This window comes from Polaromonas sp. JS666, assembly GCF_900103405.1.
In the GTDB taxonomy this organism is placed as follows: Bacteria; Pseudomonadota; Gammaproteobacteria; order Burkholderiales; family Burkholderiaceae_C; genus Polaromonas.
In genome coordinates, this window is sequence record NZ_FNHX01000004.1 from 430,516 (window position 1) to 455,597 (window position 25,082).

Consider the following 25,082-nt stretch of genomic DNA (forward strand, 5'->3'; position numbering starts at 1 on the left):
ACACCGGGCAAACCGGCGCATAATTGCGCTTTTCGCCCGGCAAGCCCCAGGCGCCGCCCGACACCACAAGGACTGACTTCATGTCTTGGCTAGAAAAACTTCTCCCCCCCAAAATCAGCCCCACCGACCCGACGGAACGCCGCCAGGTGCCCGAGGGCCTGTGGATCAAGTGCCCGAGCTGCGAGGCTGTGCTTTACAAAACCGACCTGGAAAAAAACCAGAACGTCTGCCCGCAGTGCAGTCACCACCACCGCATAGGCGCGCGCGCTCGGCTGGACGCTTTCCTGGACCCGGAAGGCCGTTACGAGCTGGGCCAGGAAGTGCTGCCGGTCGATGCCCTGAAGTTCAAGGACAGCCGCAAATACCCGGAACGCCTGAAAGAAGCCCTGGAAAACACCCAGGAAACCGATGCGCTGGTCGTCATGGGCGGCGCGGTGCACAGCATAGGCGTGGTTGTGGCCTGCTTTGAGTTCGACTTCATGGGCGGCAGCATGGGCAGCGTGGTGGGCGAGCGCTTTGTGCGCGGCGTGCACGCGGCCATTGAACAAAAAGTCCCCTTCATCTGCTTTACCGCCACCGGCGGCGCGCGTATGCAGGAAGGCCTGCTCAGCCTCATGCAGATGGCCAAAACCAATGCCGCCCTGACGCGCCTGGCCAAAAAAGGCCTGCCTTACATCAGCGTGCTGACCGACCCGACCATGGGCGGGGTGAGCGCCGGCTTCGCCTTTGTCGGCGATGTTGTCATTGCCGAACCCAAAGCCCTGATCGGTTTTGCCGGGCCTCGCGTGATTGAATCGACCGTGCGCGTGACGCTGCCGGAAGGTTTCCAGCGCGCCGAATTCCTGCAGACCAAGGGTGCGATCGACTTCATCTGCGACCGCAGGGAACTGCGCAAGACCGTGGCCAACTCGCTGGCCATGCTGCTGCGCCAGCCTGCGGATGCCGTCAGCTGAGAAACCGGCAAGCCCTGCCTCTCCCCCCCCGAAAAGCCCCTCAAGCAAGGCGTATTAGCCGCACGAAAAGTTCGCAGCGCGGGTCACATGGGATGATGTGGTTCACGGCACCCCAAAGCACGATGAGACCATGTCAGAAGCCTTGACCCTGAGCTCCCTTCCCCTGTTTCCGCTGGGTGCGGTGCTGTACCCCGGCGGTGTCTTGCCGCTGCGCATTTTTGAGGTCCGCTACCTCGACATGATCGGCAAGTGCCACAAGGCCGGCGCGCCCTTCGGCGTGGTTTCGCTCATCGAAGGATCCGAGGTCCTCCGCCCCGCCGATGCCGGTGCTCCGACGGGCGACGGCTTTGCGCACGAGACCTTCAGCAGCGTGGGCACCCTGGCCACCATCACCGAGTTCTCCATCCCCCAGCCGGGCCTGATGGCCATACGCTGCACCGGTGCGCAACGCTTTGAAATCTCCCGCCGCGAAAAACTCAAGCACGGCCTGTGGATCGCCGACGTCACCCGGTTGGAAGACGATCAGCCCGTCGCCATTCCGCCCGACCTGCAAGCCGCGGCCGACGCGCTGGGCAGGCTGATCAAAAGCCTGCAAGTGCGCGACATTCCGCAGGCCCAGATGCCGCTGCAGTCGCCCTACCGGCTGGACGACTGCGGCTGGGTTTCCAACCGCTGGTGCGAACTGCTGCCCATCCCCCTGGAACTCAAGCAGCGCCTGATGCAGCTGGACAACCCCCTGATGCGGCTGGAACTGGTGAGCGACATCCTGGAGCGCACCGGCATCGCGCTTTAGGGCCTGTTGGCCATCTCGAATGCCTTTTCAGGCAGCCGGGCCAAAACACCCCTGTAAAAACTTAAAATCGACAATTCGGCGCTTTTCGGGCCCACCTCGCGTGGGCCGGGCGCCCGGCACCTTTCGACCTCTTTCCGGAAACCTTGACCTTATGTCCAACCAGCCGAACACGCCCACCGCCACCCCCGCGCCACAAGACGAGAACAAGCTGATCGTCGAGCGCCGCGAAAAGCTCAAGGCCTTGCGCAAAGACCAGGCGGACGGCAAAGGCGTGGCCTTCCCGAACGACTTCAAGCCGGCCGACCATGCGGGCAAGCTGCACGCCGCGCACGGCGACAAGGACGGCGAGGCGCTGGCCGCCGAGGCGATTCCCGCCAAGGTCGCCGGCCGCATGATGCTCAAGCGCGTGATGGGCAAGGCGAGTTTTGCCACCCTGCAGGACAGCACCGGGCGCATCCAGATTTTCCTCACGCGCGACGAGATAGGCGAAGAACTGTATGCCGCCTTCAAGCACTGGGACCTGGGCGATATCGTGGCGGCCGAAGGCAAGGTCTTCAAGACCAAAACCGGCGAGCTGTCCATCCATGCCACCAGCGTGCGCCTGCTGACCAAGAGCCTGCGTCCCCTGCCCGGCGATTTTTACGGCATGGCCGACCAGGAACAGAAATACCGCCAGCGCTATGTCGACCTGATCACCGACGAGCAGGCACGCAAGCGTTTCACCGCGCGCAGCAAGGCCGTCAGCTCGATCCGCGAATTCATGGTCAAGCACGACTTCCTCGAGGTCGAGACGCCCATGCTGCACCCCATCCCGGGCGGCGCCAATGCCAAACCCTTCAAGACGCACCACAATGCGCTGGACCAGGAGATGTTCCTGCGCATCGCGCCCGAGCTCTACCTCAAGCGCCTGATCGTCGGGGGTTTTGACCGCGTCTTCGAGATCAACCGCAGCTACCGCAACGAGGGCATCTCGGTGCGGCACAACCCCGAATTCACCATGATGGAGTTCTATGCGGCCTATTGGGACTACAACGACCTCATGGACTTCACCGAGGCGCTGATCCGCGACGCGGCGCAAAAAGCCGTGGGCACGCTGCAGCTGAGCTACGGCGGCAAGGAAGAAAAAATCGACCTCGCCAAGCCCTTTGCCCGCCTCACAATACGCGAAGCCATCCTCAAGCACACCGAAGCCGGCGACCATGTCGACGACGCCGCCTGGCTGACCAATGCCCTCAAAAAGCTGGGCATGAACGAGGAAAAAGACCGGCTCTCGACGCGTTCGCTGGCCAGCCTGCAGGTGCTGTACTTCGAGGAACTGGTCGAGGAAAAGCTCTGGCAGCCGACCTTCATCATGGAACACCCGACGGAAATCTCGCCGCTGGCGCGCGCCAATGACAGCCGGCCCGAAGTGACCGAGCGCTTTGAGCTCTACATCACCGGCCGCGAATTCGGCAACGGCTTCAGCGAGCTCAACGACGCCGAAGAGCAGGCCGCCCGCTTCAACGCACAGGTCGCGGCCAAGGACAGCGGCGACGACGAAGCCATGTTCTACGACCACGACTTCGTGCGCGCCCTCGAATACGGCATGCCCCCCACCGGCGGCTGCGGCGTGGGCATTGACCGCCTGATGATGCTGCTGACGGACAGCCCCAGCATTCGCGACGTGATCTTGTTCCCTGCCCTGCGCCGCGAGGTCTGAAGCCGGACCGATGAGGCGCCCGGCCTGAACTCCTCATGGCCAGTGCCTCCCCTTTGAAATACCTCGCCGGCTATCCCGAAAACCTGCGGGTCCAGGTTCAGCAATTGCTGGACCAGGGCCGGCTGGGCGAGGTGCTACTCGCCAAATACCCCCAGGGCCACGGCGTGCGGACCGACAAGGCACTGTACGACTACGTGATGGAACTCAAGAACGATTTCCTGCGCAGCTCCGAACCGCTGTCCAAGGTGGCTTTCGACAGCAAGCTCCACGTGATCGCCCACGCGCTGGGCACGCACACCACCGTCTCACGCGTGCAGGGCAACAAACTCAAGGCCAAACGCGAGATCCGCGTCGCCACCTTGTTCAAGGATGTGCCGGCGGAGTTCCTGCGCATGATCACGGTGCATGAGCTGGCCCACATCAAGGAGCGAGCCCATGACAAGGCTTTCTACCAGCTGTGCACGCACATGGAGCCGCAGTATCACCAGTACGAGTTTGATTTGCGGGTCTACCTCACGCACGTGGACGCGGTGGGGAAGCTGGCCTGGCCGGGAAGCCAGGCGGCCTGAGGCGCAGGAGGCGGCAGCGTCAGGGAATCAACCCAAGCGCGTGCATATATGCCGGCTGCACCATCAACTCATCCCAGCCAAACGCCCTGCCCTGCGGCAACAGCGCCAGGCGCCGCAACTCGCTGGCTTCCATGGCTTCCCACTGGCCCTTGAGCAGGGCCTCGGACATGCCGTCCAGCAGTTCGTCGACGGGCTGGCCCTCGCCCACGGACTGGTTGCACAGCAGCACCATGTCGCAGCCGGCGTTGAGTGCCGTGACGGCTGCCTCGGTGTAGCTCACTTCCTTGCCGTCGATCAGGCGGGCGCCGGCCATGCTGAGGTCGTCGCTGAAAATCGCGCCGCCAAAACCCAGCTGGCTGCGCAGGATGAAATTCAGCCACTGGCTGGAGAAACCGGCCGGCCGGGCATCGACCTTGGGATAGATCACATGGGCGGGCATCACGCTGCTGAGCGTGGTGTTGAGCCAGCCGTAAGGCGCGGCATCGTCGGCCAGTATGGCTTTGAGGCTGCGCTTGTCGACGGGAATGTCGGTGTGGGAGTCGGCCTTGACAAAACCGTGGCCGGGGAAGTGCTTGCCGCAGTTGGCGACGCCGGCCTGCAGCAGGCCGTGCATCAGGCTCTTGGCCAGCAGCGTGACGACGCGCGGGTCGCGGCCGAAGGCGCGGTCGCCGATCACACCGCTCTCACCGTAATCGAGGTCCAGCACCGGCGTGAAGCTGAAATCGACGCCGCAGGCGCGCAGTTCGGCGCCCAGCACATAACCGCAGGCGGTGGCGGCATTGGTGGCGGCCAGCTGGTCTTTCATCCACAGCAGGCCCAGCTCGCGCATGGGCGGCAGGTGAGTGAAGCCATCGGTCTTGAAGCGCTGCACGCGGCCGCCTTCGTGGTCCACGCAGATCAGCAAATCCTCTCGGATGTCCTTGATCTCGGCGCACAGGTCGGACAGCTGCCGGCGATCCTTCCAGTTGCGGGCGAACAGGATGATGCCGCCGGTCAGCGGGTGTTTCAGGCGCCGGCGGTCGGCCTTGGTGAGTGCATGGCCGGCGATGTCGATGATGAGGGGGGCGTGCTGGGTCATAAGAAAAATCCGGAGTTGGGAGCTTCCGTTGAGGGGTCAGGAGAGTTTTTCCACCACGCAGAAACTGGCGGCGTAGTCGGTCTCGTCGGTGACGGTGACATGGGCGGTGAGCTGGCGCGCCTCGAACCAGGCTTTGAGCGTGCCGTGCAGCACGATTTCGGGCTTGCCGCTGGCGGCCTTGGCGATTTCACAGGAGCGCCAGGTCATGGGCATGCGCATGCCCATGCCTATCGCCTTGCTGAAGGCCTCCTTGGCGGAAAAACGGGTAGCCAGGTAGCTGACGCCGCGGTCCGGCCAGCGCGCGCTGCGGGCCTTCCAGGTAGCCAGTTCGCCGTCGGCCAGGATCCTCCTGGCAAAGCGCTCGCCGTGCTTGTCAAGGCTGGCGCGAATGCGGCGCACGTCGCAAATATCAGTGCCGATGCCGTAGATCATGGAGCCCCCACGGTCGCCCACTGCGTGTGGCTCCCTGCCCCCCGAGGGGGCCGCCCGCCTGCGGCCCGGCAAAGCCGGTTCCGCGGCTCAGGCTGGTACTTCAGGGTAGTTTCACGGTAGCGGGAAATCATGCGGCTGCAAACGCCCGGTCTATGCTGGCCAGATAGCTCCTGACGGTGGCGGCGTAGCCCAGTTCCAGCGCGTCGGCGATCAGGGCGTGGCCTATGGAGACTTCCAGCACGCCCGGCACTTCGCGCACAAACTCCGTGAGGTTGTCGCGGTTCAGGTCGTGGCCGGCATTGATGCCCAGGCCGGCGGCCGCCGCAGCCTGCGCCGCCGCGGTGAAGCGGGCCAGCGCCTGCGCTTTTTCGGGGCCGGGCCAGGCGCGGGCATAGGTTTCCGTATAAAACTCCACGCGGTCGGCCCCTACGGCCTTGGCCGCCGCCATGGCTTGGGGCACCGGGTCCATAAAAAGACTGACGCGCACCCGGCGGTCGTGCGCCTGCTGGATCAAAGGCCGCAGGCGCTCGGCATCCTCGGGAAAGCTCCAGCCGTGGTCGCTGGTGAACTGATCTTCGCTGTCGGGCACAAAGGTGCACTGGTGCAGCGGCAGGCCGCGGGCGGCCAGGTCGTGCACAAAACCCATGAGGTTCTGAAAAGGATTGCCTTCGATGTTGAATTCGCGGTCGGGCCAGTCCTTCATCAGCGCCGCAAGCTCAAAGACGTCGTCGGGACGGATATGGCGCTCGTCGGGCCGCGGATGCACCGTGATGCCCTGGGCGCCGGCCTCCAGGCACAACTCGGCTGCGCGGAGCACGCTGGGGATGTCCAGGTGGCGGGAATTGCGCAGCAAGGCAACCTTGTTGACATTGACAGACAGTGCGGTCTTGTCGTGCGCATGGGAGACGACGGGAACGGGCGAAAGGATTTTCATGGCGGTGGCTCGTTAAAAAGCTTGCAGGTCCATCATCATTTGCCGCGTTTTCAGGACCTTGACGCCACAATGGTAGTGCAGGAGGCTGCGCAGCTGGGTTTTAAGCTCATTGAAGCCCGGTATACAGGCCCGCACAGTGTCGGAAAACAGGGACTCGTCGCCCAGCGCCTGCTGCAGCGCCTGCCATTGCTCGCCGGGCAAGCTGGCGCGGTCGTCATCATGCGCCTGCCGCAGGCCCGCCTCGGGCACCAGCACATAGCGGATGCCCGGATCCAGCGGCGCCAGCGTGGCGGTCTCAAGATCCAGCAGCGGCAAAAGGCCGATGTCGCGCAGCAGCCGCAGCTCGAAGGCGCGCAAGGCCAGTTGCAAGGTCTCGGCGCTCTGCGCGGCGAGCAGTTGCACCGTGGCCGCATAGGCGTCAAACAGCACGGGGTGCGGATCGTCGCGCGCCAGCAGGCGCATCAGCAGCTCATTGAGGTAATAGCCCGACAGCAGCGCATCCCCGGTCGGCATCACATGGCCGCCTTGCCATTCGGCGCTCTTGAGGGTGCGAATTTCAGCGTCGCCGCCGAAAGCGATATGCAGCGGCTGCAGCGGCAGCAAAATCGGCCGGAAACTCGAACTCGGCTTCTTGGCCCCACGCGCCACCAGCGCCACCCGCCCGTACTTGCGGGTAAACACCTCCAGGATCAGGCTGGACTCGCTCCAGTCGTAGCGGTGGAGAACGTAGGCCGGCTCATCGCCTATGCGTTTGGTGGCCATGGCCGGTACGCCTATAAATCCGATGGCCGGGCGCATGCCGGCGTTGCGCGGTGCTCGGAATCCTCATGCACCCAAGTGCATTCCGGTGTCCTGTGCTCCGGGCGCCTTGGCCTGCATCCCGGCCATCGAATTTCTAGGCGCACCGTAACTCCGCTACTCGTAGCCAAAGGTTTTGACTCTCGCTTCATCATCGGCCCAGCCCGAGCGGACCTTGACCCAGATCTCCAGGAACACCTTGCCGCCCGTGAGGGTTTCGAGTTCATGCCGGGCTTCGGTGCCTATGCGTTTGAGCTTTTCGCCCTTCTCGCCAATGATCATGCCCTTGTGGCCGTCGCGCTCGACAATGATGGTGGCGGCGATCTTGCGCAGGGTGCCCTCTTCCTCGTACTGGTCGATGACCACGGTGGAGGTGTAGGGCAGCTCGTCGCCGGTCAGGCGGAACAGCTTTTCGCGGATGATCTCAGCGGCCATGAAGCGGTCGCTGCGGTCGGTCAGCTCGTCGGCGCCATACATCCAGGGCTGGACCGGCAGGTATTTTTCGCAAATGCCGAACAGGCGCTCGATGTCCCTGGCGTTGTTGGCCGACATGGGCACGAATTCGGCGAAATTGTGCCTCTCCTGCATCTCCCTGAGCCAGGGCGCGATCTCGGCGCGCCGGTGTATCAGGTCGAATTTGTTGGCCAGCAGGATCGCGGGCGTCTTTTCGGGCAGCAGGGCCAGCACCTTGGCATCGGCCTGGTTGAACTGGCCGGCCTCGACGACAAACACGATCAGGTCCACGTCATTGACGGCGCCAACCACGGTGCGGTTCAGAGAACGGTTCAGCGCGTTGCCGTGCCGGGTCTGGAAACCCGGCGTGTCGACGAACACAAACTGCGTGGCCTTGACCGTGCGCATGCCGGTGATGCGGTGGCGCGTGGTCTGGGCCTTGCGTGAGGTGATGCTGATCTTTTGCCCCACCAGGGCATTGAGCAGGGTGGACTTGCCCACGTTGGGCTTGCCGACAATGGCGATCAGGCCGCAGCGCTGCTCGCCCACGGGCGGCGTGTCGGCGGCCGGCACGGCCGCGCCGCGCGAGGACAGGGCCTGCGCCAGCATGGCTTCGAGCGCATCGGGCGGCTGGACGGGTTCCAGGGCCTTGGCCGGGCGCTTTTTCGGCTCGGCTGCCGGTGCGGCCGCGGGTTTCTTGGCTTCTTTTTTACCTGTACTCATAATTTTGGGGTGTTGGCCCGCAGCCTCTGGGCGGCGGCAGGCGCGGAGTCAGGATTCCAGCGTCTTGACAAACATCAGCATGGCCGCGGCGGCGGCCTGCTCGCCGGCCCGGCGCGAACCGCCTATGCCGCGCTCGGCCCGCCCGAATTCCGCGATTTCACACTCGACGTCGAATGTCTGCTTGTGGGCGGCACCCATGGTACCTACCACGCGGTAGATGGGCAGGTTCATTTTGCGCCCTTGCAGCCACTCCTGCAATTCGGTCTTGGGGTCCTTGCCGATGGCCTGCATCTGGGGGTTGATCTCGACATCCTTGAAGAGGCGGTGCACCAGCCGGGCGGCGGTGTCAAAGCCCGCGTCGAGGTAGACCGCGCCTATCACGGCCTCCAGCGCGTCGGCAAGAATGGAGGGCCGCTTGTGGCCGCCGGACTTGGCCTCGCCCTCGCCCAGGCGCACCATCTCGGGCAGGCCCAGCCCGACCGCCAGCTTGTGCAGGGTGTCCTGCTTGACCAGGTTGGCGCGCACGCGGGACAGGTCGCCTTCGGGCAGCTCGCTCAGTTGTTCATAGAGCAGGCCGGCCACCGCCAGGTTCAGGACGGAATCGCCCAGAAACTCGATGCGCTCGTTGTGGTCGGACGAAAAGCTGCGGTGCGTCAGTGCCTGCAGCAGCAGCTTGGGGTTGGAGAACTCATGCTCCAGGCGCTTTTGCAGCGCTGGCAGGCCCGGGCTCGAGGTGGCGCTGGCTCGCACTTATTTGGATTTGCCGCTGTACTTGAGCAGCAAGAAGGCGGGGCCGGCCATGTGGATTTCCTTGTTGTAGGCGAAGGACACCACCGTTTTATCACCGTCCTTGGTCACTTCCAGGTCCTTGCCGCTGATGGACTTGATGTCGTCAATCTGGGCCGCCTTGTCGAAGATGGTCCGGACTTCAACGACGGTATTGCCGTCCCTGGCCTTGTTGACGGCCTTGGTGATGGCCTGGAGCTCAACCAGCGTGGGGAAAACCTGGGCGGCCAGAATCCCCGCGCAAACCAGGATGACGCAGAAAAACAGAAGGCCGATGAAGGAAATGCCGCGTTGCTGATGTTTCATTTTTTCTCCTGCTCTGACTAGAAAACCCTCCGGCCCGCCGTCCCGGACGGCACCGCCGCCCATGTTGCTATTCGAAAGAGCCGATACGTTTGAGGTTGCCGAAATTCATCCAGACAAAAAAGGCCTTGCCCACGATATTGGCCTCCGGGACAAAGCCCCAATAGCGCGAATCCTGCGAATTATCGCGGTTGTCGCCCATCATGAAGTACTGCCCCTCAGGCACCTTGCAGACCATGCCCTCGCTACTGTAACGGCAATTTTGCTTGAAAGGAAAGTCCATGACCTCACGCTCGTCCAGCCCGGCGCGCCGTGTGTCGTCATTGAGCAGGCGGTACTTCTTGCCACCGTTGACCTCTTCGAACTGCTTGGCGTAGCGCAGCACGTCCTCGTCGAAGAAGTCCGGCAGCGGCGTCTTGGGCAGGGGTTTGCCGTTGATGGTCAGCTTTTTGTTGATGTAGGCCACTTCATCACCCGGCACACCGACCACGCGCTTGATGTAGTCCAGGCTGGGTTTGGGCGGGTAGCGGAACACCATCACGTCGCCGCGCTGCGGGCTCTGGTTGTTGATGACCTTGATGTTCAGCACGGGCAGGCGCACGCCGTAGTGGAATTTGTTGACCAGGATCAGGTCGTTGATCAGCAAGGTCGGGATCATCGAGCCGGAGGGGATCTTGAAGGGCTCGAACAGGAAGGAGCGCAGCAGGAAGACCACCACGATCACCGGGAAGAGGCCGGCGGTCCAGTCCAGCCACCAGGGCTGCATGATGAGCCGTGCGCGGGCCTCCCCGAGGTTGTTGTTGTCGACCTGGGTAATGCCTTGTTGGGCCAGCTCGGCCTGGCGCCTGGCGGCGCTTTCCTCGAGCGCCGCGGCGGCCTTGTAGCGCTGCGGCAGGAAATAAAAGCGCTCGGCCAGCCAGTAGATGCCGGTGACCACCGATGCCAGGAACAGCAGCAGGGAGAAGTTGCCTTCGACGGCGCCGAAGTACCAGGCGGCGCCGTAACCCACAAAGGCCGCCAGCACCACGGCCGTGATCGTGCTCATTGCGCCGCGCATCAGTCTTCCACCTGCAAAATGGCCAGGAAGGCTTCCTGGGGGACTTCAACGGAACCGATTTGTTTCATGCGTTTTTTACCCGCTTTTTGTTTCTCTAGGAGCTTGCGCTTGCGTGAAATATCGCCGCCGTAGCATTTGGCGATCACGTTTTTGCGAAGCGCCTTGATTGTCTCACGCGCAATAATGTTGGCCCCGATGGCGGCCTGGATCGCGACGTCGAATTGCTGGCGCGAGATGATCTCGCGCATCTTGGCCACCACGGCCCGCCCGCGGTAGGCCGACTGGCTGCGGTGGACGATGATGGACAGCGCGTCCACCTTCTCGCCGTTGAGCAGGATGTCGACCTTCACCACGTCCGAAGCCCGGAATTCCTTGAATTCGTAGTCCATGGACGCGTAGCCGCGCGAGACGGACTTGAGCTTGTCGAAGAAGTCCAGCACGATCTCGCCCAGCGGCATCTCGTAGGTCAGCATGACCTGCTTGCCGTGGTAGGCCATGTTCAGCTGGATGCCGCGCTTCTGGTTGGCCAGCGTCATGACGGCGCCCACGTAATCCTGCGGCATATACAAGTGCACGGTCACGATGGGCTCGCGGATCTCGTTGACGCGGCCGGCATCCGGGATTTTGGACGGGTTCTCGACCATGATGGTCTCGCCGTCGGACTTGAGCACCTCATAAACGACGCTGGGCGCCGTCGTGATCAGGTCCTGGTCGAACTCCCGCTCCAGCCGCTCCTGGACGATCTCCATGTGCAGCAGGCCCAGGAACCCGCAGCGAAAGCCGAACCCCAGGGCTTCGCTGACCTCCGGCTCGTAGTGCAGCGAGGCGTCGTTGAGCTTGAGCTTTTCCAGCGCGTCCCGCAGGGACTCGTATTCGCTGGCCTCGGAAGGGTAGAGGCCGGCAAAAACGGCCGGCTGGATCTCCTTGAAGCCGGGCAGCGCCTCGGTGGCGGTGAACGCCGCGCCGCCGGTGCCGGGTTTGACCAGCGTGACGGTGTCGCCCACGCGGGCGGCCTGCAGTTCCTTGATGCCGGCGATCACAAAACCCACTTCGCCGGGCTCCAGCGACTGGCGCGGTTCGGTGTGCGGGGTGAAGACACCCAGCTGCTCGGCGTTGTACATCGCCTCGCTGGCCATCAGCTTGATGCGGTCGCCCCTGGCAAGCCGGCCGTCGACCACGCGCACCAGCATGACCACGCCCACATAGGCGTCGTACCAGCTGTCGATGATCATGGCGCGCAGCGGGCCGTCGGGGTTGCCCTTGGGCGAGGGAATCCGGGCGACGATGGCCTCCAGGATTTCATCGATGCCCATGCCGGTCTTGGCGCTGCAGGGAATCGCGTCGGTCGCGTCGATGCCGATGACCTCCTCGATTTCCTGCTTGGCGTTCTCGGGGTCGGCCTGCGGCAAGTCCATCTTGTTGAGCACCGGCACGACCTCGACGCCGAGGTCCAGCGCGGTGTAGCAGTTGGCGACGGTCTGCGCCTCCACACCCTGGCTCGCGTCCACCACCAGCAGCGCGCCCTCACATGCGGACAACGAGCGGCTGACCTCATAAGAGAAGTCGACGTGGCCCGGCGTGTCGATCAGATTGAGGTTGTAAACCTCGCCGTTGAGTGCCTTGTATTTGAGCGCAGCGGTCTGCGCCTTGATGGTTATCCCACGCTCTTTTTCGATGTCCATCGAATCCAGAACCTGCGCGCTCATCTCGCGGTCCTGCAAACCACCGCAGCGCTGGATGAGTCGATCGGCCAAGGTGGATTTGCCGTGATCAATGTGCGCAATGATCGAAAAATTTCTGATGTGATTCATCAACGAGAACGCCTAAGTACTTGAAAGTATTGCGAAGAGATTGGGTGCGATTCGCGAGGGGCCATAAAAAAGGGCGCGTCGATTAGCGACGCGCCCTGAACCAACAATCTATGGCAACTGCGATAGTTGGAACTTCATTGTAGGCAAAAAGCCAGAGCCGAACAGTCCCGAAATTGCCATATTTTTGTCGTTGCAGGCTAGCAACAGGAATCTTATACACAACTTATTCACATTTTTAAACTGCATGTCTCTGAACAACTTGTGGGTGATCTGTGGATCAGTGTGTATTACCCAAAATCAAGTTGGAAAGCGGGATTTTGGAGTCCCCGATATATCCAAAAGACACAGAGGCAAGCCCCTATTCTACCGAAATCCGTCCGTGACCTGATTTTGTTGTGAGCAGTCACTAACAAAAAGCAAGTACCGGGCCGCTGAAAAATATATTTTTGAGAGGGCTTAAAAAAGGCCTGGATACCGGCAAAACCCATAAACCCCAGCAGGGTATGGGGGCCTTCCAGGCCTTTGGGTGGGTACCCGGCGCCAGGGCACAGGCCCTGACCGGACGTGAATGAACCCGTTGATTCAGCCTGGGCCCGCCCCTGCGATGCCGGTTAGCGCGCGGGCCGGATCAGCGCGTATTGCGCCCATTCACCACGGCGGAACAGCACGTTGATGGCCTTGGTCTTGTCGATCTTGGCAAGGGCCGCTTCGAATTCCTTGACGCTGGTGATTTCCGAATTGGCGATCGCCACGATCACGTCGCCTTCGCGAAGGCCGGCACGCGAAGCCGCGGCTTCGGCCGTGTCCACCTTGACGCCGCCCTTGATCTTGAGTTCCTTCTTCTGCGCGTCGCTCACTTCGCTGACCACCAGGCCCAGCGCCTGGGCCGCGCCCACGGCCGGCGCCTTGGGTTCAGGGCCCGAAGCCTTGCGCGCCGGTTTTTCAGGCTCGACCTCGCCGATGGTGACCGAGAGGTCCTTGCTCGCGCCGCGCCTGAAGACGGTCACCACGGCCTTGGTGCCGGGCTTCACGTTGCCGACCATGCGCGGCAGGTCGCTGGATTTTTCGATGGGCTTGCCGTCGAACTTGATGATGATGTCGCCGGCCTCGATGCCGGCTTTTTCGGCGGGTGCGCCGCTTTCAACGCCGCGGACCAAAGCACCCTGCGCCTTGCCCAGGCCTATGGATTCGGCCACGTCCTTGGTGACCTGATCGATCTGCACGCCGATGCGGCCGCGCGTGACCCTGCCGCTGCTGCGCAGCTGGTCGGATACGCGGGCGGCCTCATCAATGGGAATGGCAAAGGAAATGCCCTGGAAGCCGCCCGAGCGCGAGTAGATCTGGCTGTTGATGCCGACCACTTCGCCGCGCATATTGATCAGCGGGCCGCCCGAGTTGCCCGGGTTGATGGCCACGTCGGTCTGGATGAAGGGCAGGTAGTCGCCGGTGTCGCGCTGCTTGGCGCTCACGATGCCCGCCGTCACGGTGTTCTCAAGGCCGAAAGGCGAGCCTATGGCCATCACCCATTCGCCCACCTTGAGGCGGTTGATGTCGCCGATCTTGACGGCCGGCAGGCCGGTTGCCTCGATCTTCACCACGGCCACGTCGCTGCGCTTGTCGGCGCCGATGATCTTGGCCTTGAATTCGCGCTTGTCCGCCAGGGTGACGAGAACCTCATCGGCGCCCTCCACCACATGGGCATTGGTCATGACAAAGCCGTCCGCCGTCAGGATGAAACCGGAGCCCACGCCGCGCGGCTGGTCTTCGTCGGGCTGCCCGCGGTCGGGCCGGGGCACGCGCGGCATATTGGGCGGCACCGGGATCCCGAAGCGCTTGAAGAACTCCAGCATCTGCTCGTCGGCGCTTCCGCCGGCCGAGGGTTTGGCTTTTTCCAGGGTGCGGATATTGACCACCGACGGGCCCACCTGCTCCACCAGATCCGTGAAATCGGGCAAAGTGCGGGTTTGCGCCCATGCGGGCGCCACCGGCACCAGCGTGGCGACTGCGGCAGCCGCCACCAGACCGGCTGTCAGGCAGGAGCGCAGGGGTTTCCAGTTCAATTCAAGCATCGTCAGCCTCGTCAAAAATAGGGGTCGTCAGGCAATCCGGTCCATCGCCGGAACGCCAGGGGCATATTATTTCTTGCGCTCCAGACCGTTGGCAAAGAGCTTGAGGGTGGCCATGGGAACTTCGCCCATGACGGTGACCCAATAGGCATCGAGCTGCCGCGTGATGGTCTGCGTGGCGCCCATCGACAGGCTGGACTCCCTCTCATGGCGTTGCCGGTCGAAGGGCTCCACAAAGATGGACACCGAGGCCAGGCCGTCCGAAAAAATCCATTGCAGGGGTTCTTCGCCGGGCGCCGGGTTGGCCGTCGCCGGCCGCTTGTAGCAGCTCATGGGCTTGAAGCCCGCCACCGGTGCCTTCAGGACCCAGCCTTCGGCGCTGGCGGTGGTTTTCACCAGGACCGGTTTCTCGACCCGGTAGCCGTCGACCTTGCCCATCATCTGCAGCAGCTTGTCCATCTTGACCGGAGCATCGAGCTGCAGCTCGGAAAACGCCGCCTGCTCCAGCACCTTGCCGTCGGTGTCCAGCGTCTGCAGCTTCACGACCAGGCCTTTTTTCTGCTCGGTCCAGACGCGGTAGCCAAAGCGCATGCTGTCCTTGGGCACCAGCAGCACGATGTCGGCTTCGACGCCGGCCACGCGCTCGGCGCCCTCCTGCTTGACCTTGTAGTAATCGGCGATACGGCCGTCGGCAGACTGCAGCAGTTGCGGGAACATGCCCAGCGACTCGCGCTTTTCACTGCGGACCACCTTGTGGTCGGGCATGAAGGTGACCACCTGGTCGTTGTGGCGGAAGATGGAGCGCGGCGCGCCCGTGAGCGTTTCGACCCGCTCCATCTGCTGGTCGCCCTCGCAGACATGCCAGATCTTGGCGCTGGACATGGCGCCGCCTGACGAGACCACAAAGGTGCCGATGTAGGAGCGCTTTCGGGAGGCCTCGTGCATGCGCATCAGCCAGTCGTTGATGCTGCGGGATTCCACGGCAGATGCCGCGGGGGCAGGCGTGGCCTGTGCCGCTACATAGCCCACGGCCGGCAAGGTGCACCCTGCCAGGGCGAGAAGACGAAGTAGCTTGAGGTTCATGGTGTCGCCAAAGCCCGGTCGCTGTGCAGCCTGCGCTCAGCGCGCTGCATTGCGAGGCGTCTCGAAAGTGGCATTGCGCAGAAAGCCCGACGGCTCCTGCAGCGCCGAGGTGCCGCCCAGCTGTTTGTGCGCGGCCAGCAGTTCCTCAAGCCGCGCATCGCGCACCACCGGGCCTTGCGGCGAGGCGACCACCACCACCTGCTGGGCAGAAGTGGGAGAACTGGGCGCCTGGGCCAGCTGCGGCGCGGCGGCGGGGGTCAGCAGGCCGGCGGCATTCCATGCGATGGCGGACACCGCCGCGAGCGAGGCAAAGCCCGCCACCAGCTTCCAGCGGAACTCGCCGTCGTTGGCAGCTTGGCCGCGGTGATCAGGCGGGGCCGCGGGCAAATCCTGGACGGCCGGCTGGACGGGACGAGGCGCAGCGGCCGGCGAGGCTTCCTGCGCCAGGCGCTGGTTCAGGCGGCTCAGGAATGCCGGGTTCGCGCCGCGCGCGCCATGGGCAGACCGTAGCGCATCGCCGATCAGGTGATAGGTATCCCAGCACGCAAGCGCTGAATCATCATGCCGGCTGGCGTGAAGCGCGGCCGCAAAGTCTTCCCCGCCCAGTTGGCCATCGGCCAAGGCGGACATGAGTTCGCTGGTTTGCATAGACGGTTTCATGATGTTTTTGCTGTTCGTGGGGTTCATGGATGGCTCCTGGATGCCGCGGCCTTACCAGCGCTTGCCGCTCTGGTTTTCCAGCAAAGGCTTCACCTTCTGCGAAATCGCTTCACGCGCCCTGAAAATCCGGGAGCGCACCGTGCCTATGGGGCAATCCATGGCCTCCGAGATCTCTTCATAGCTCAGCCCTTCGATTTCACGCAGGGTGATGGCCTGGCGGAGCTCTTCCGGCAAGGCTTCCATGGCGGCATTGATGATCTCCGCGATTTCCTTGCTGGCCAGCACGGCATCCGGCGTTTCCGAGCTTGTTAGTTCGTTTTCCAGCGGGGAAGTTTCATCGCTTTCCTCGCTTTGGCCCGATTTGAAGGCATTTTCTGAAACGGTCGGGTCCCGTTTGAGGTCCATCAGGGCCTTTTTCGCGGTATTCACGGCGATCCGGTACAGCCAGGTGTAAAACTGGGCCTCACCCCTGAACTGCGCCAGGGCCCGGTAGGCCCGGATAAACGTCTCCTGGGCGATGTCCTCCACAAGGTCGACATCGCGGACCATGCGGCCTATCAGGCGCTGGATGCGCCGCTGGTACTTGATGACCAGGAGCTCATAGGCTTTCTGGTCGCCCGCGACCGTGCGCTCGACCAGCATGGCGTCGCTGTCGGTGGCTTTTTCCAGCGGCAAAAGTGGCAGGTCGGCGCTCATGAAGGGTTTGGCCCGCCGTCTAAGGAATGCATAGCCCCCGATACTGCCACAGCTGCTTTGTGCGGCGAATAAACCGCCCTGCGCAAGTCCAGCCAGCGCTCGGGCATGCTGCGCCGTTCCATCCAGAGCCACAAACAGGCGTGGGCCTGGTTTTCAAGCCGCAGCAGCAGGATATTCTGGAAATCGGCCAGGACCGACAGGCCGTATTCGGCGACACCGGCCTGGTAGCCCGGGCTTTCCCAGCGCCAGACCGCGCCGTCCCAGGCGAGCTGGCCTGCCGGGGCGTTTCGCCAGCCGACGTAGGCCGCCGCCCCGGCTGCGGCAACACAGACAAGCGCCAGCGCGATACGCCAGTCAAGCCGCCCGGCGCCCTGGAGAAACCACAGCAGGGTCAGTAACAAGCCGCAAAGCCACAGGCCCAGCAAGAGCGCGCCCAGAAAACGCGAACGCCCCAACGGATAAACAACCGGAGGGGCGTTGTGCGTAGCCAAGGGCTTGCGAAGCGCGGCTAACAATCAGGCGCGCTTGAAAACCAGCGTGCCGTTGGTGCCGCCGAAGCCGAAGTTGTTTTTCACGGCAACTTCGATCCTGGCGTCACGCGCGGTATTGGCGCAGTAGTCGAGGTCGCACTCGGGGTCCTGGTTGAAGATATTGATGGTCGGCGGAATCTTCTGGTGGTGCAGCGAGAGCACGGTAAACACCGATTCGATGCCGCCGGCCCCGCCCAGCAGGTGGCCGGTCATGGATTTGGTGGAGCTGACCATCAGCTTTTTGGCATGGTCGCCGAAAGCCGCCTTGATGGCGTTGGTTTCGTTGAGGTCGCCCAGCGGCGTGGACGTGCCGTGCGCATTGAGGTACTGGACCTCGTCGGCATTGACACCGGCATTCTTCAAGGCCATCACCATGGAGCGGCGCGGGCCGTCGATATCGGGCGCAGTCATGTGGAACGCGTCGGCGCTCATGCCGAAGCCGGTCAGCTCGGCATAAATTTTCGCGCCGCGGGCCTTGGCGTGTTCGTACTCTTCGAGCACCAGCACGCCGCCGCCTTCGCCCAGCACAAAACCGTCGCGGTCCTTGTCCCAGGGGCGCGAGGCCGTTTTCGGGTCGTCATTGCGGGTGGACAAGGCACGGGCCGCCGCGAAGCCGCCTATGCCCAGGGGAGACACGCAAGACTCCGCGCCGCCGGCCACCATCACGTCGCAATCACCGTACTCGATCATGCGAGCCGACAGGCCGATCGCGTGAAGGCCGGTGGTGCAGGCCGTGACGACCGCGATGTTGGGGCCTTTGAAGCCGAACTTGATGGACACATGCCCCGAGATCATGTTGATGATGGAGGCAGGCACAAAAAACGGGGAGATCCGGCGCGGGCCGCGATTGACCAGTTCGGTGTGCATCTGCTCGATCATCGGCAAACCGCCGATGCCCGAGCCGATATTGCAGCCTATGCGCGTGGCCATCTCGTCACCCAGCGCCTCGCCGGTCGGCAAGCCGCTGTCGGCGACCGCCTGGAAGGCCGCGGCCAGGCCCAGGTGGATGAACCGGTCCATGTGCCGGGCTTCTTTTTCGGGGATGTAGTCCGCGATATTGAAACCCTTGACCTCGCCGGCGAATTTGCAGGCGAGGTTGCTGGCATCAAACCCGGTGACAAGATCAATCCCGGGCTTGCCGGCAAGAAGATTGGTCCAGGACTCGGCCACGGTATTACCTACCGGGCTGACGCAACCCAGACCTGTCACGACGACACGACGACGGCTCATTCAGAAATCCTGAAAAGAACCTGAAAAGGCCCTGTGGCTTTTCAGGCTTGGTGACGGCAGAGTCACAGGCGCAAACCTGCGGCCTCAGGCCTTTTGATGGGTGTTCGCGTAGTCAATCGCGTTCTGGACGGTGGTGATCTTCTCGGCGTCTTCGTCGGGAATCTCAATGCCGAACTCGTCTTCCAGAGCCATAACCAGTTCTACGGTGTCAAGGGAGTCAGCGCCCAGATCGGCCACAAAGGCTTTTTCATTGGTGACCTGGCCTTCTTCCACGCCGAGTTGTTCGGCAATGATTTTCTTAACACGTGCTTCGATATCGCTCATAGTTCCCTCTGAGGGTTGTAAATTAATCCGTGATTTTACCGCGTTAGAGTCGTTTCCCTAAGCACCGCGCCGGACGGATAAAAACCGGCTTCGATTTCCCGTGTTTTACCACTGTCAAGCCGCGGTTTTCATGAAACCGCTGCCTGACGGCCCCAAGGCCTACATATACATGCCGCCGTTGACGTGAATCTCCTGGCCGGTGATGTAAGCCGCTTGCGGGCTGGCCACAAAGGCCACGGCGTGCGCAATGTCTTGTGGCTTGCCCAAATGGCCCAGCGGTATCTGCCCCAGCAGCGCTTTTTGCTGCTCTTCGGGCAAGCCGGCCGTCATGTCGGTCTCGATAAAGCCCGGCGCCACACAATTAACCGTGATGTTGCGCGAACCGAGCTCGCGTGCCAGCGCGCGCGTCATGCCGGCCACGCCGGCCTTGGCGGCCGCGTAATTGGACTGGCCCGCGTTGCCCGAGGCGCCGACCACCGAGGTGATGCTGATGATGCGGCCGTAGCGCTGCTTCATCATGGTGCGCATCACCGCGCGGCTCATGCGGAACACGGCCTTGAGGTTGGTATCCAGCACCGCGTCCCAGTCTTCGTCCTTCAGGCGCATCGCCAGCATGTCGCGCGTGATGCCCGCGTTGTTGACCAGCACCTGCAGGCCGCCGTGTTCCTTGACGATGGCCTCGATCAGCGCTTCGGCCGCGACGGCGTCGTTCACGTTCAGGTTCTTGCCGGCGCAGCCCGGGAAAGCCGCGAGGGCCTGGCCGATTTTGGCCGCGCCTTCGTCGCTGGTCGCCGTGCCTATGACCTTGAGGCCCTTCTGGGCCAACTCGAGCGCGATGGCCGCGCCTATGCCGCGCGACGCGCCGGTGACCAGCGCGACCTGGCCTTCAAACTTCACTTCGCTCATGCCAGTAACTCCTTCACTTCCGCCAGTGAGGCGGGATCAAACAGGGGAACGCCCGCCAATTCGGGATCGATTCTTTTGGCCATGCCGGCCAGCACCTTGCCCGGCCCGCACTCGACCAGCGTGGTGAGGCCGCGCGCCTTGATGGCTTGCACGCATTCCACCCAGCGCACGGGACCGAAGGCCTGGCGGTACAGCGCCGCGCGGATGCGGTCCGCGTCCGTTTCGACGGCCACATCGATATTGTTGACGACCGGGATTGCCGGTGCCGCGAAATCGACGGCGGCCAGCTTTTCACGCAGCTTCTCGGCCGCGGGCTTCATGAGGCTGGAGTGAAAGGGTGCCGACACCGGCAGCGGCAAGGCGCGCTTGGCGCCATTGGCCTTGAGCACTTCACAGGCTTTCTCGACCGCGGCCTTGCTGCCCGCGATGACGGTCTGCATCGGGTCGTTGAAGTTGACGGCCTCCACCACTTCGGCGGTGTTGGCGCCGAAGCTGCGCACGGCCTCGGCGCAGCCTTCGATCACCTTGGAGGCTTCCATGCCCAGGATGGCCGCCATCGCGCCGACGCCGACCGGCACGGCGTCCTGCATGGCCTGCGCGCGAAAGCGCACCAGCGGTGCGGCCTGCGCCAGCGTCAGCACGCCGGAAGCCACCAGCGCGGAATATTCGCCCAGCGAATGGCCCGCCACGGCGGCCGGCGCCGCGCCGGTCTCGGCCATCCAGGCGCGGTAGGCCGCCACGCCGGCGACCAGCATCACGGGCTGGGTGTTGGTGGTCAGGGCCAGCGCCTCCTTGGGGCCTTCCTTGATCAGGCGGCCGACATCCTCGCCGAGCGCCTCGGAGGCTTCGGCCAGCGTCTGCGCGACCACAGGATGGTCGCCCCAGGCGTCCAGCATGCCGACCGACTGCGAGCCCTGGCCGGGAAAAACAATGGCAAACGATTTCAAATGATTACTCCATGGATCGAATTCTTGGATCGCGCAAAGGCGCCCGCATGCATTTTAAGAAGATGAACAGCCATTTTTTGAAGCGCGGCCTCTCAAGCCGAAGACGGCATGGCGCCATGGCGAGCAGCCCGAAGCCGCGCAAGCCCCCAGACGATGGCCGATTTGATGCACTGAAAAATTGCCGCAACTGCCAGCCAGGGGTCAATGAGGTAATCCCACAGGTTGGTGGACTCCAGCGCGCCGGCCACCCAGGCCAGCAAAGCCAGGGCCACCAGCATTGGCAGCAGGCGCAAGCCCCCGGCCCAGCAGGCCAGCGACAGCGCCAGAAGCGCCGCCCAGAGAGCCGGCGAGCCCCAGCCCAACCGGTAGGCATCCCAATCGCCCCAGCCCAGGGCCAGGGGATACAAAAACAATGCGCCGGCCGCGAAGGCAAGGCTCAGCACCATGCGTTCATGCTGCGCCACGGGGGCCATGCCGCGCAGGCGCCGGTACATACCCAGGCAAGCGATGGCCACCAGGGAAATGCTCAGGTCCGAACTGATGCCGCGCACATACGCGACCAGCGGCAAACGGGCCGGGCCCACCGGGCACCACAGCAGCAAGAACACCGCGGCGCTGGCCCACTTGCCCCAGGGCGTGACGCCATGCCGCCAGTTCAGCAGGCGCAGGCAGCCGGCGCTGAGCACCAGGTTGATGCCCAGCAGGGCAATCAGGTCATTTGCCGGAGGAAACATGGCCGGGCGCCGCTTGCGCGGCCTCTAGGGTTTGCAGGGGATCCAGCCGCACATGCTTGATGCGCGTGCGGTGCCAGGTATAGACAAGGTGCAGGTAGCCGTCGCGGCTTTGCAGCAGGTAGGGGTAGGAAAACTCCTGGGAGCAGCTCTGGCCGCCGCACAGCTGGCGCCGGGCACTGGCCACATAGGCCTGGGCCTCGCCGTCGCTGGCGCCGCGGGCCTTGAGTTCCTGGGTCAGCAGGCGTTCGTAGTCGCCCATGGATGTGCGTGCCTGCGGATTGGCGGAGGACTCCACGATCCAGGGCGTCACCCCATCAAATGAGCCACCCGCGGCGGTCTGCAGCAAGGCCATTGTTTCGCGGTTGCGGGGCGCCGGATTCAGGGCCAGCCATTGCGTGCTGCTATTCGTCATGGTGCCGGCTAGGGCGGAATCCGGATTCGGCCAGGCGCTTGCATGGGCCGGCAACCAGGTCTTGCCGGCATCGGTGGTGCTGGAGGCCATCAGTGCCGTGGCATTGCCCGAGCGCATATAAACCTGCGCCGTCTGCGGCCCCGACACCAGGACCACCGGCTGCAAGCTGGTGCGGCTACCCGGAATGCGCACCTTGTCGACGACCTGACCCTGGGAGCTGATGCGCAGGACTTCACCGAATTTGGCGACGAACTCGTGGTACACCGGCAAGCCGGTTTCACCACTCTCGAAGATGACGGGCGTGCCCTTGACCAGGGTGCTGATGTTCAGGAAGGGCGAGGTCACCAGCCGGCGCGGCGTACTCCAGCTCGCGCCTTCGTCGGTGGAGCGCGCCCAGGTGATGGAACTGCCCGCCCACCCGCCCAGCGACACATTGACCATCCACAGGTTCAGCGAGCCATCGGGCGCGCGGGCAATCACCGGGTTGCCGAGTTTTTTGACATAGCGCCACAGGCCTTGCTGCAGTGCCTGCCGGTCGAACAGCGTGCTTTCCGCGCCCCAACGCAAACCGGTGGCGTCCGTCACGGCGCTCTGGATGGTGACGTCGCCGGCGCCTTCGCGCGAGCCCGAGAACCAGACCGCCCGCAAACGCCCGTCGCGCAGCTCGACCAGCGACGCGGCATGCACAGCCTGGCCGGGAGAGGACGACACAAACTGCGCGTCGAAGCGGAAGCGGCCGTCCGGTGAGCGTTGCTGTGCCGGCGGGTGAATGCGAGATGGGCCTTGGGATGCGTCGGCGAACGGCACCACAAACGGGGAAGCCGGCGGACGCTGCAGGATCTTCCATCCGGCCAGGGCGAAGGCCAGCACCAGCAAGGCAGCTGCAAGGCGCTCCAGTGCACCGGACGGTTTGAAATTCAAGTGCCCACCTGTCTGTGAAAGCCTGGCGGATGGGTAGGGAGCCGCTCAGTATTTGAGAAGCACCGCACCCCAGGTAAAGCCGCCGCCCACGCCTTCAAGCATGAGGGTGTCGCCTTTTTGGATCTTGCCACTGCGCACGGCCGAATCCAGCGCGAGCGGGATGGAGGCGGCGGAAGTGTTTCCGTGCTGGTCGACCGTGACGATCAGTTTTTCCAGCGGCATCTTCAGTTTTTTGGCCGTGCTCTGCATGATGCGGATATTGGCCTGGTGCGGGATCAGCCAGTCGATGTCGGCGTCGGTCAGGTTGGCTTTTGCCAGCGTGGCGCGCGCGGCGCTTTCGAGCACACCCACGGCGAGCTTGAACACGGCCTGGCCGTCCATTTTGAGCAGCGGGTCGCCCAGAATCTGGCCGCCCGAGACATTGCCGGGCACACAGAGGATGCCGACATGCTTGCCGTCGGCATGCAGGTCGCTGGCAAGAATGCCGGGCGTCTCCGACGCCTCGAGCACCACGGCGCCGGCGCCGTCGCCGAAGAGCACGCAGGTGGTGCGGTCCGAAAAGTCCAGGATGCGCGAGAACACTTCCGCGCCTATCACCAGCGCCTTGCTGGCCGAACCGGTGCGAATCATGGCGTCAGCCACGGTCAGCGCGTAGACGAAACCGCTGCACACGGCCTGCACGTCAAAGGCCGCGCAGCCGGCGATGCCCAGCTTGTTTTGCAGGATACAGGCGGCCGACGGAAACACCATGTCGGGCGTCGAGGTCGCCACGATGATGAGGTCGATATCGGATGCCTGCAGGCCCGCGGCTTGCAGGGCATTCTTGGCGGCTTCCACGCCCAGGTCGCTGCTGGTCACATCGGGCGCGGCAAAGTGGCGGGCCCGGATGCCGGTGCGCTCCACAATCCATTCGTCGGAGGTTTCCACGCCTCGGGTGGCCAGGTCGGCAGCCAGTTCGGCGTTGGTCAGTCGGCGCGGCGGCAAATAACTACCGGTGCCGGCGATGCGTGAGTAACGGGTCATTAATGAGTGGCCGGTGTTGAAACTGCTGAGTCAACTGGCATTGAGGAGGGCTTCGGCGGGCGCATCGGCGGGGGGTACCGCCTGCGCCGCAACCAGCAAAGGGGCCGCATGGGCGATGCGTTCGCGGACTCTCTCAAGCAAATTGTTCCGAGCCGCATCATAAGCCCGATTCAGCGCCCTCTCAAAAGCAAAGGCGTCCGCCGAACCGTGGCTCTTGAACACCAGGCCTTGCAGGCCCAGCAATGCCGCACCGTTGTAACGCCTGTGATCAACCCGATTTTTAAATGCAGTTAACACCGGATAGGCAATGATGGCGGAGATTTTTGTGAAGATATTGCGAGAAAACTCGGTTTTGATGAAGCCACCAATCATGCTGGCAAGGCCTTCGCTGGCCTTGAGTGCCACATTGCCCACAAAGCCGTCACAGACCACGATGTCTGTCGTTCCCTTGAAAATATCGTTACCCTCGACATTTCCATAAAAATTCAAATCGCCGGAATTGGAAGCAGATCGCAACAATTCCCCAGCTTTTTTGATCATTTCACTGCCTTTTATCGCCTCTTCTCCAATATTGAGCAGGCCGACGCTGGGCGTGGGGTTGGCGGTGATGGCTGCCACCAGGGCCGAGCCCATCACGGCGAACTGCAGCAGGTGGTCTTCGGTGCAATCGACGTTGGCGCCCAGGTCCAGCACGGTGGTGGCCCCCCCCAGGGCATTGGGCAACTGGGTGGCGATGGCCGGGCGGTCAATGCCTTCCAGGGTCTTGAGCACGTAGCGGGCAATCGCCATCAGGGCGCCGGTATTGCCGGCTGACACGGCCGCCTGAGCCACGCCGTCCTTGACCTGGTTCATCGCAACCCGCATCGAGGAATTTTTCTTGCGCCGCAGCGCGATCTCGATGGGATCGTCCATGGTGACGATCTCGCTGGCCGGAACGATCTGGCAGCGCGGATGGGCCTGGAGCCGCGCGTGCAGGGGATGCGCAGCCAGCACTTCGGGCTGGCCCACCAGCACCACGGCGGCATCGGGATGGCCGTCCAGAAAAGCCAGGCTGGCGGGCAGCGTCACGGCAGGGCCGATATCGCCGCCCATGGCATCGACAGCAATCCTGATCATGGGGCGACCGGTGCAGTCAAGAGGTGGAATTCAGGCAAAAGAAAG

The 25,082-nt window shown here is 63.5% G+C and carries 26 protein-coding genes; 4 read left to right on the forward strand and 22 right to left on the reverse strand.

What is annotated here, in order from left to right:
- Positions 1-80 precede the first annotated feature (80 nt).
- The 4 genes from accD to BLQ85_RS13095 all read left to right on the forward strand — a co-directional run bounded on the left by accD (position 81) and on the right by BLQ85_RS13095 (position 4,014).
- The gene (gene accD, locus BLQ85_RS13080) at positions 81-953 is read left to right on the forward strand and encodes an acetyl-CoA carboxylase, carboxyltransferase subunit beta (protein WP_007866591.1); all 873 of its coding nucleotides are present in this window, start codon (positions 81-83) and stop codon (positions 951-953) included.
- 130 nt (positions 954-1,083) lie between these two features.
- A complete protein-coding gene (locus BLQ85_RS13085; RefSeq protein ID WP_074577660.1) occupies positions 1,084-1,746 on the forward strand; it encodes an LON peptidase substrate-binding domain-containing protein in 663 nt (220 codons plus the stop codon).
- Between the two features lie 151 nt (positions 1,747-1,897).
- Positions 1,898-3,445, forward strand: coding sequence for a lysine--tRNA ligase (gene lysS, locus BLQ85_RS13090; protein WP_074577661.1), 1,548 nt, complete (start codon positions 1,898-1,900; stop codon positions 3,443-3,445).
- A 35-nt stretch (positions 3,446-3,480) separates the two neighbouring features.
- The gene (locus BLQ85_RS13095) at positions 3,481-4,014 is read left to right on the forward strand and encodes a YgjP-like metallopeptidase domain-containing protein (protein ID WP_074577662.1); all 534 of its coding nucleotides are present in this window, start codon (positions 3,481-3,483) and stop codon (positions 4,012-4,014) included.
- 19 nt (positions 4,015-4,033) lie between these two features.
- Here the strand turns inward: BLQ85_RS13095 and nagZ are convergent, their stop codons facing one another.
- The 22 genes from nagZ to plsX form a co-directional block, all read right to left on the reverse strand.
- A complete protein-coding gene (gene nagZ / locus BLQ85_RS13100) occupies positions 4,034-5,092 on the reverse strand; it encodes a beta-N-acetylhexosaminidase (protein WP_074577663.1) in 1,059 nt (352 codons plus the stop codon).
- 36 nt (positions 5,093-5,128) lie between these two features.
- Entirely contained in the window at positions 5,129-5,524 is a 396-nt protein-coding gene (acpS, locus tag BLQ85_RS13105) for a holo-ACP synthase (RefSeq protein WP_074577664.1), read from the reverse strand.
- Between the two features lie 127 nt (positions 5,525-5,651).
- Positions 5,652-6,458 carry a pyridoxine 5'-phosphate synthase gene (locus BLQ85_RS13110; RefSeq protein ID WP_074577665.1) on the reverse strand — a complete coding sequence of 269 codons (807 nt, stop codon included), beginning with the start codon at positions 6,456-6,458 and terminating at the stop codon, positions 5,652-5,654.
- 12 nt (positions 6,459-6,470) lie between these two features.
- The gene (gene recO / locus BLQ85_RS13115) at positions 6,471-7,220 is read right to left on the reverse strand and encodes a DNA repair protein RecO (RefSeq protein ID WP_074577775.1); all 750 of its coding nucleotides are present in this window, start codon (positions 7,218-7,220) and stop codon (positions 6,471-6,473) included.
- 153 nt (positions 7,221-7,373) lie between these two features.
- Positions 7,374-8,318: a GTPase Era gene (gene era, locus BLQ85_RS13120; RefSeq protein WP_074577776.1), complete on the reverse strand. Its 945-nt coding sequence runs from the start codon at positions 8,316-8,318 to the stop codon at positions 7,374-7,376.
- A gap of 162 nt (positions 8,319-8,480) precedes the next feature.
- Positions 8,481-9,182 (reverse strand): ribonuclease III, encoded by a 702-nt coding sequence (gene rnc / locus BLQ85_RS13125; RefSeq protein ID WP_007873895.1) that lies wholly within the window; start codon positions 9,180-9,182, stop codon positions 8,481-8,483.
- On the reverse strand, positions 9,183-9,524 hold the full coding sequence (locus tag BLQ85_RS13130; protein WP_007873894.1) for a DUF4845 domain-containing protein: 342 nt from the start codon (positions 9,522-9,524) through the stop codon (positions 9,183-9,185).
- A gap of 67 nt (positions 9,525-9,591) precedes the next feature.
- Positions 9,592-10,566, reverse strand: a complete 975-nt coding sequence (gene lepB / locus BLQ85_RS13135; protein ID WP_074577777.1) for a signal peptidase I — start codon at positions 10,564-10,566, stop codon at positions 9,592-9,594.
- An 11-nt stretch (positions 10,567-10,577) separates the two neighbouring features.
- The gene (gene lepA, locus BLQ85_RS13140) at positions 10,578-12,389 is read right to left on the reverse strand and encodes a translation elongation factor 4 (protein WP_074577666.1); all 1,812 of its coding nucleotides are present in this window, start codon (positions 12,387-12,389) and stop codon (positions 10,578-10,580) included.
- Between the two features lie 611 nt (positions 12,390-13,000).
- Positions 13,001-14,458 carry a DegQ family serine endoprotease gene (locus BLQ85_RS13145; RefSeq protein WP_007873891.1) on the reverse strand — a complete coding sequence of 486 codons (1,458 nt, stop codon included), beginning with the start codon at positions 14,456-14,458 and terminating at the stop codon, positions 13,001-13,003.
- A gap of 66 nt (positions 14,459-14,524) precedes the next feature.
- Complete coding sequence (locus BLQ85_RS13150; protein WP_074577667.1) at positions 14,525-15,538, reverse strand: MucB/RseB C-terminal domain-containing protein; 1,014 nt, start codon at positions 15,536-15,538, stop codon at positions 14,525-14,527.
- Between the two features lie 36 nt (positions 15,539-15,574).
- On the reverse strand, positions 15,575-16,225 hold the full coding sequence (locus BLQ85_RS13155) for a sigma-E factor negative regulatory protein (protein WP_083336847.1): 651 nt from the start codon (positions 16,223-16,225) through the stop codon (positions 15,575-15,577).
- A 24-nt stretch (positions 16,226-16,249) separates the two neighbouring features.
- Positions 16,250-16,894: an RNA polymerase sigma factor RpoE gene (gene rpoE / locus BLQ85_RS13160; protein WP_074577668.1), complete on the reverse strand. Its 645-nt coding sequence runs from the start codon at positions 16,892-16,894 to the stop codon at positions 16,250-16,252.
- On the reverse strand, positions 16,891-17,319 hold the full coding sequence (locus BLQ85_RS13165; RefSeq protein ID WP_254806424.1) for a hypothetical protein: 429 nt from the start codon (positions 17,317-17,319) through the stop codon (positions 16,891-16,893). Before BLQ85_RS13165 ends, rpoE begins: the two co-directional genes overlap by 4 nt.
- A gap of 90 nt (positions 17,320-17,409) precedes the next feature.
- A complete protein-coding gene (fabF, locus tag BLQ85_RS13170) occupies positions 17,410-18,654 on the reverse strand; it encodes a beta-ketoacyl-ACP synthase II (RefSeq protein WP_074577669.1) in 1,245 nt (414 codons plus the stop codon).
- Positions 18,655-18,738: 84 nt separating this feature from the next.
- Complete coding sequence (gene acpP / locus BLQ85_RS13175; protein ID WP_007873885.1) at positions 18,739-18,978, reverse strand: acyl carrier protein; 240 nt, start codon at positions 18,976-18,978, stop codon at positions 18,739-18,741.
- 159 nt (positions 18,979-19,137) lie between these two features.
- Positions 19,138-19,884 carry a 3-oxoacyl-ACP reductase FabG gene (gene fabG / locus BLQ85_RS13180; RefSeq protein WP_074577670.1) on the reverse strand — a complete coding sequence of 249 codons (747 nt, stop codon included), beginning with the start codon at positions 19,882-19,884 and terminating at the stop codon, positions 19,138-19,140.
- Complete coding sequence (gene fabD / locus BLQ85_RS13185; protein WP_074577671.1) at positions 19,881-20,831, reverse strand: ACP S-malonyltransferase; 951 nt, start codon at positions 20,829-20,831, stop codon at positions 19,881-19,883. Before fabD ends, fabG begins: the two co-directional genes overlap by 4 nt.
- A gap of 92 nt (positions 20,832-20,923) precedes the next feature.
- A complete protein-coding gene (locus BLQ85_RS13190) occupies positions 20,924-21,565 on the reverse strand; it encodes a hypothetical protein (protein ID WP_074577672.1) in 642 nt (213 codons plus the stop codon).
- Positions 21,546-22,898 (reverse strand): sialidase family protein, encoded by a 1,353-nt coding sequence (locus BLQ85_RS13195; RefSeq protein ID WP_254806425.1) that lies wholly within the window; start codon positions 22,896-22,898, stop codon positions 21,546-21,548. The genes BLQ85_RS13190 and BLQ85_RS13195 overlap by 20 nt, the downstream gene beginning before the upstream one ends.
- Before the next feature lie 45 nt (positions 22,899-22,943).
- Positions 22,944-23,921, reverse strand: a complete 978-nt coding sequence (locus tag BLQ85_RS13200) for a beta-ketoacyl-ACP synthase III (protein ID WP_074577673.1) — start codon at positions 23,919-23,921, stop codon at positions 22,944-22,946.
- Between the two features lie 30 nt (positions 23,922-23,951).
- The gene (plsX, locus tag BLQ85_RS13205; RefSeq protein WP_074577674.1) at positions 23,952-25,037 is read right to left on the reverse strand and encodes a phosphate acyltransferase PlsX; all 1,086 of its coding nucleotides are present in this window, start codon (positions 25,035-25,037) and stop codon (positions 23,952-23,954) included.
- Positions 25,038-25,082 lie beyond the last annotated feature (45 nt).

What these genes read in the sequence shown, in the direction of transcription:
- BLQ85_RS13095 (WP_074577662.1), top strand. Translation starts at nt 3,481, where the DNA reads ATGGCCAGTGCCTCCCCTTTGAAATACCTCGCCGGCTATCCCGAAAAC.
- lepB (WP_074577777.1), bottom strand. Translation starts at nt 10,566, where the DNA reads ATGAGCACGATCACGGCCGTGGTGCTGGCGGCCTTTGTGGGTTACGGC.
- era (WP_074577776.1), bottom strand. Translation starts at nt 8,318, where the DNA reads ATGCTGGCGCAGGCCCTGTCCTCGCGCGGCGCGGCCGTGCCGGCCGCC.
- BLQ85_RS13085 (WP_074577660.1), top strand. Translation starts at nt 1,084, where the DNA reads ATGTCAGAAGCCTTGACCCTGAGCTCCCTTCCCCTGTTTCCGCTGGGT.
- acpS (WP_074577664.1), bottom strand. Translation starts at nt 5,524, where the DNA reads ATGATCTACGGCATCGGCACTGATATTTGCGACGTGCGCCGCATTCGC.
- nagZ (WP_074577663.1), bottom strand. Translation starts at nt 5,092, where the DNA reads ATGACCCAGCACGCCCCCCTCATCATCGACATCGCCGGCCATGCACTC.
- recO (WP_074577775.1), bottom strand. Translation starts at nt 7,220, where the DNA reads ATGGCCACCAAACGCATAGGCGATGAGCCGGCCTACGTTCTCCACCGC.
- fabG (WP_074577670.1), bottom strand. Translation starts at nt 19,884, where the DNA reads ATGAGCGAAGTGAAGTTTGAAGGCCAGGTCGCGCTGGTCACCGGCGCG.
- BLQ85_RS13155 (WP_083336847.1), bottom strand. Translation starts at nt 16,225, where the DNA reads ATGAACCCCACGAACAGCAAAAACATCATGAAACCGTCTATGCAAACC.
- accD (WP_007866591.1), top strand. Translation starts at nt 81, where the DNA reads ATGTCTTGGCTAGAAAAACTTCTCCCCCCCAAAATCAGCCCCACCGAC.
- BLQ85_RS13200 (WP_074577673.1), bottom strand. Translation starts at nt 23,921, where the DNA reads ATGACCCGTTACTCACGCATCGCCGGCACCGGTAGTTATTTGCCGCCG.
- BLQ85_RS13130 (WP_007873894.1), bottom strand. Translation starts at nt 9,524, where the DNA reads ATGAAACATCAGCAACGCGGCATTTCCTTCATCGGCCTTCTGTTTTTC.
- BLQ85_RS13150 (WP_074577667.1), bottom strand. Translation starts at nt 15,538, where the DNA reads ATGAACCTCAAGCTACTTCGTCTTCTCGCCCTGGCAGGGTGCACCTTG.
- fabF (WP_074577669.1), bottom strand. Translation starts at nt 18,654, where the DNA reads ATGAGCCGTCGTCGTGTCGTCGTGACAGGTCTGGGTTGCGTCAGCCCG.
- BLQ85_RS13110 (WP_074577665.1), bottom strand. Translation starts at nt 6,458, where the DNA reads ATGAAAATCCTTTCGCCCGTTCCCGTCGTCTCCCATGCGCACGACAAG.
- BLQ85_RS13190 (WP_074577672.1), bottom strand. Translation starts at nt 21,565, where the DNA reads ATGTTTCCTCCGGCAAATGACCTGATTGCCCTGCTGGGCATCAACCTG.
- rpoE (WP_074577668.1), bottom strand. Translation starts at nt 16,894, where the DNA reads ATGAGCGCCGACCTGCCACTTTTGCCGCTGGAAAAAGCCACCGACAGC.
- BLQ85_RS13145 (WP_007873891.1), bottom strand. Translation starts at nt 14,458, where the DNA reads ATGCTTGAATTGAACTGGAAACCCCTGCGCTCCTGCCTGACAGCCGGT.
- acpP (WP_007873885.1), bottom strand. Translation starts at nt 18,978, where the DNA reads ATGAGCGATATCGAAGCACGTGTTAAGAAAATCATTGCCGAACAACTC.
- lysS (WP_074577661.1), top strand. Translation starts at nt 1,898, where the DNA reads ATGTCCAACCAGCCGAACACGCCCACCGCCACCCCCGCGCCACAAGAC.
- lepA (WP_074577666.1), bottom strand. Translation starts at nt 12,389, where the DNA reads ATGAATCACATCAGAAATTTTTCGATCATTGCGCACATTGATCACGGC.
- plsX (WP_074577674.1), bottom strand. Translation starts at nt 25,037, where the DNA reads ATGATCAGGATTGCTGTCGATGCCATGGGCGGCGATATCGGCCCTGCC.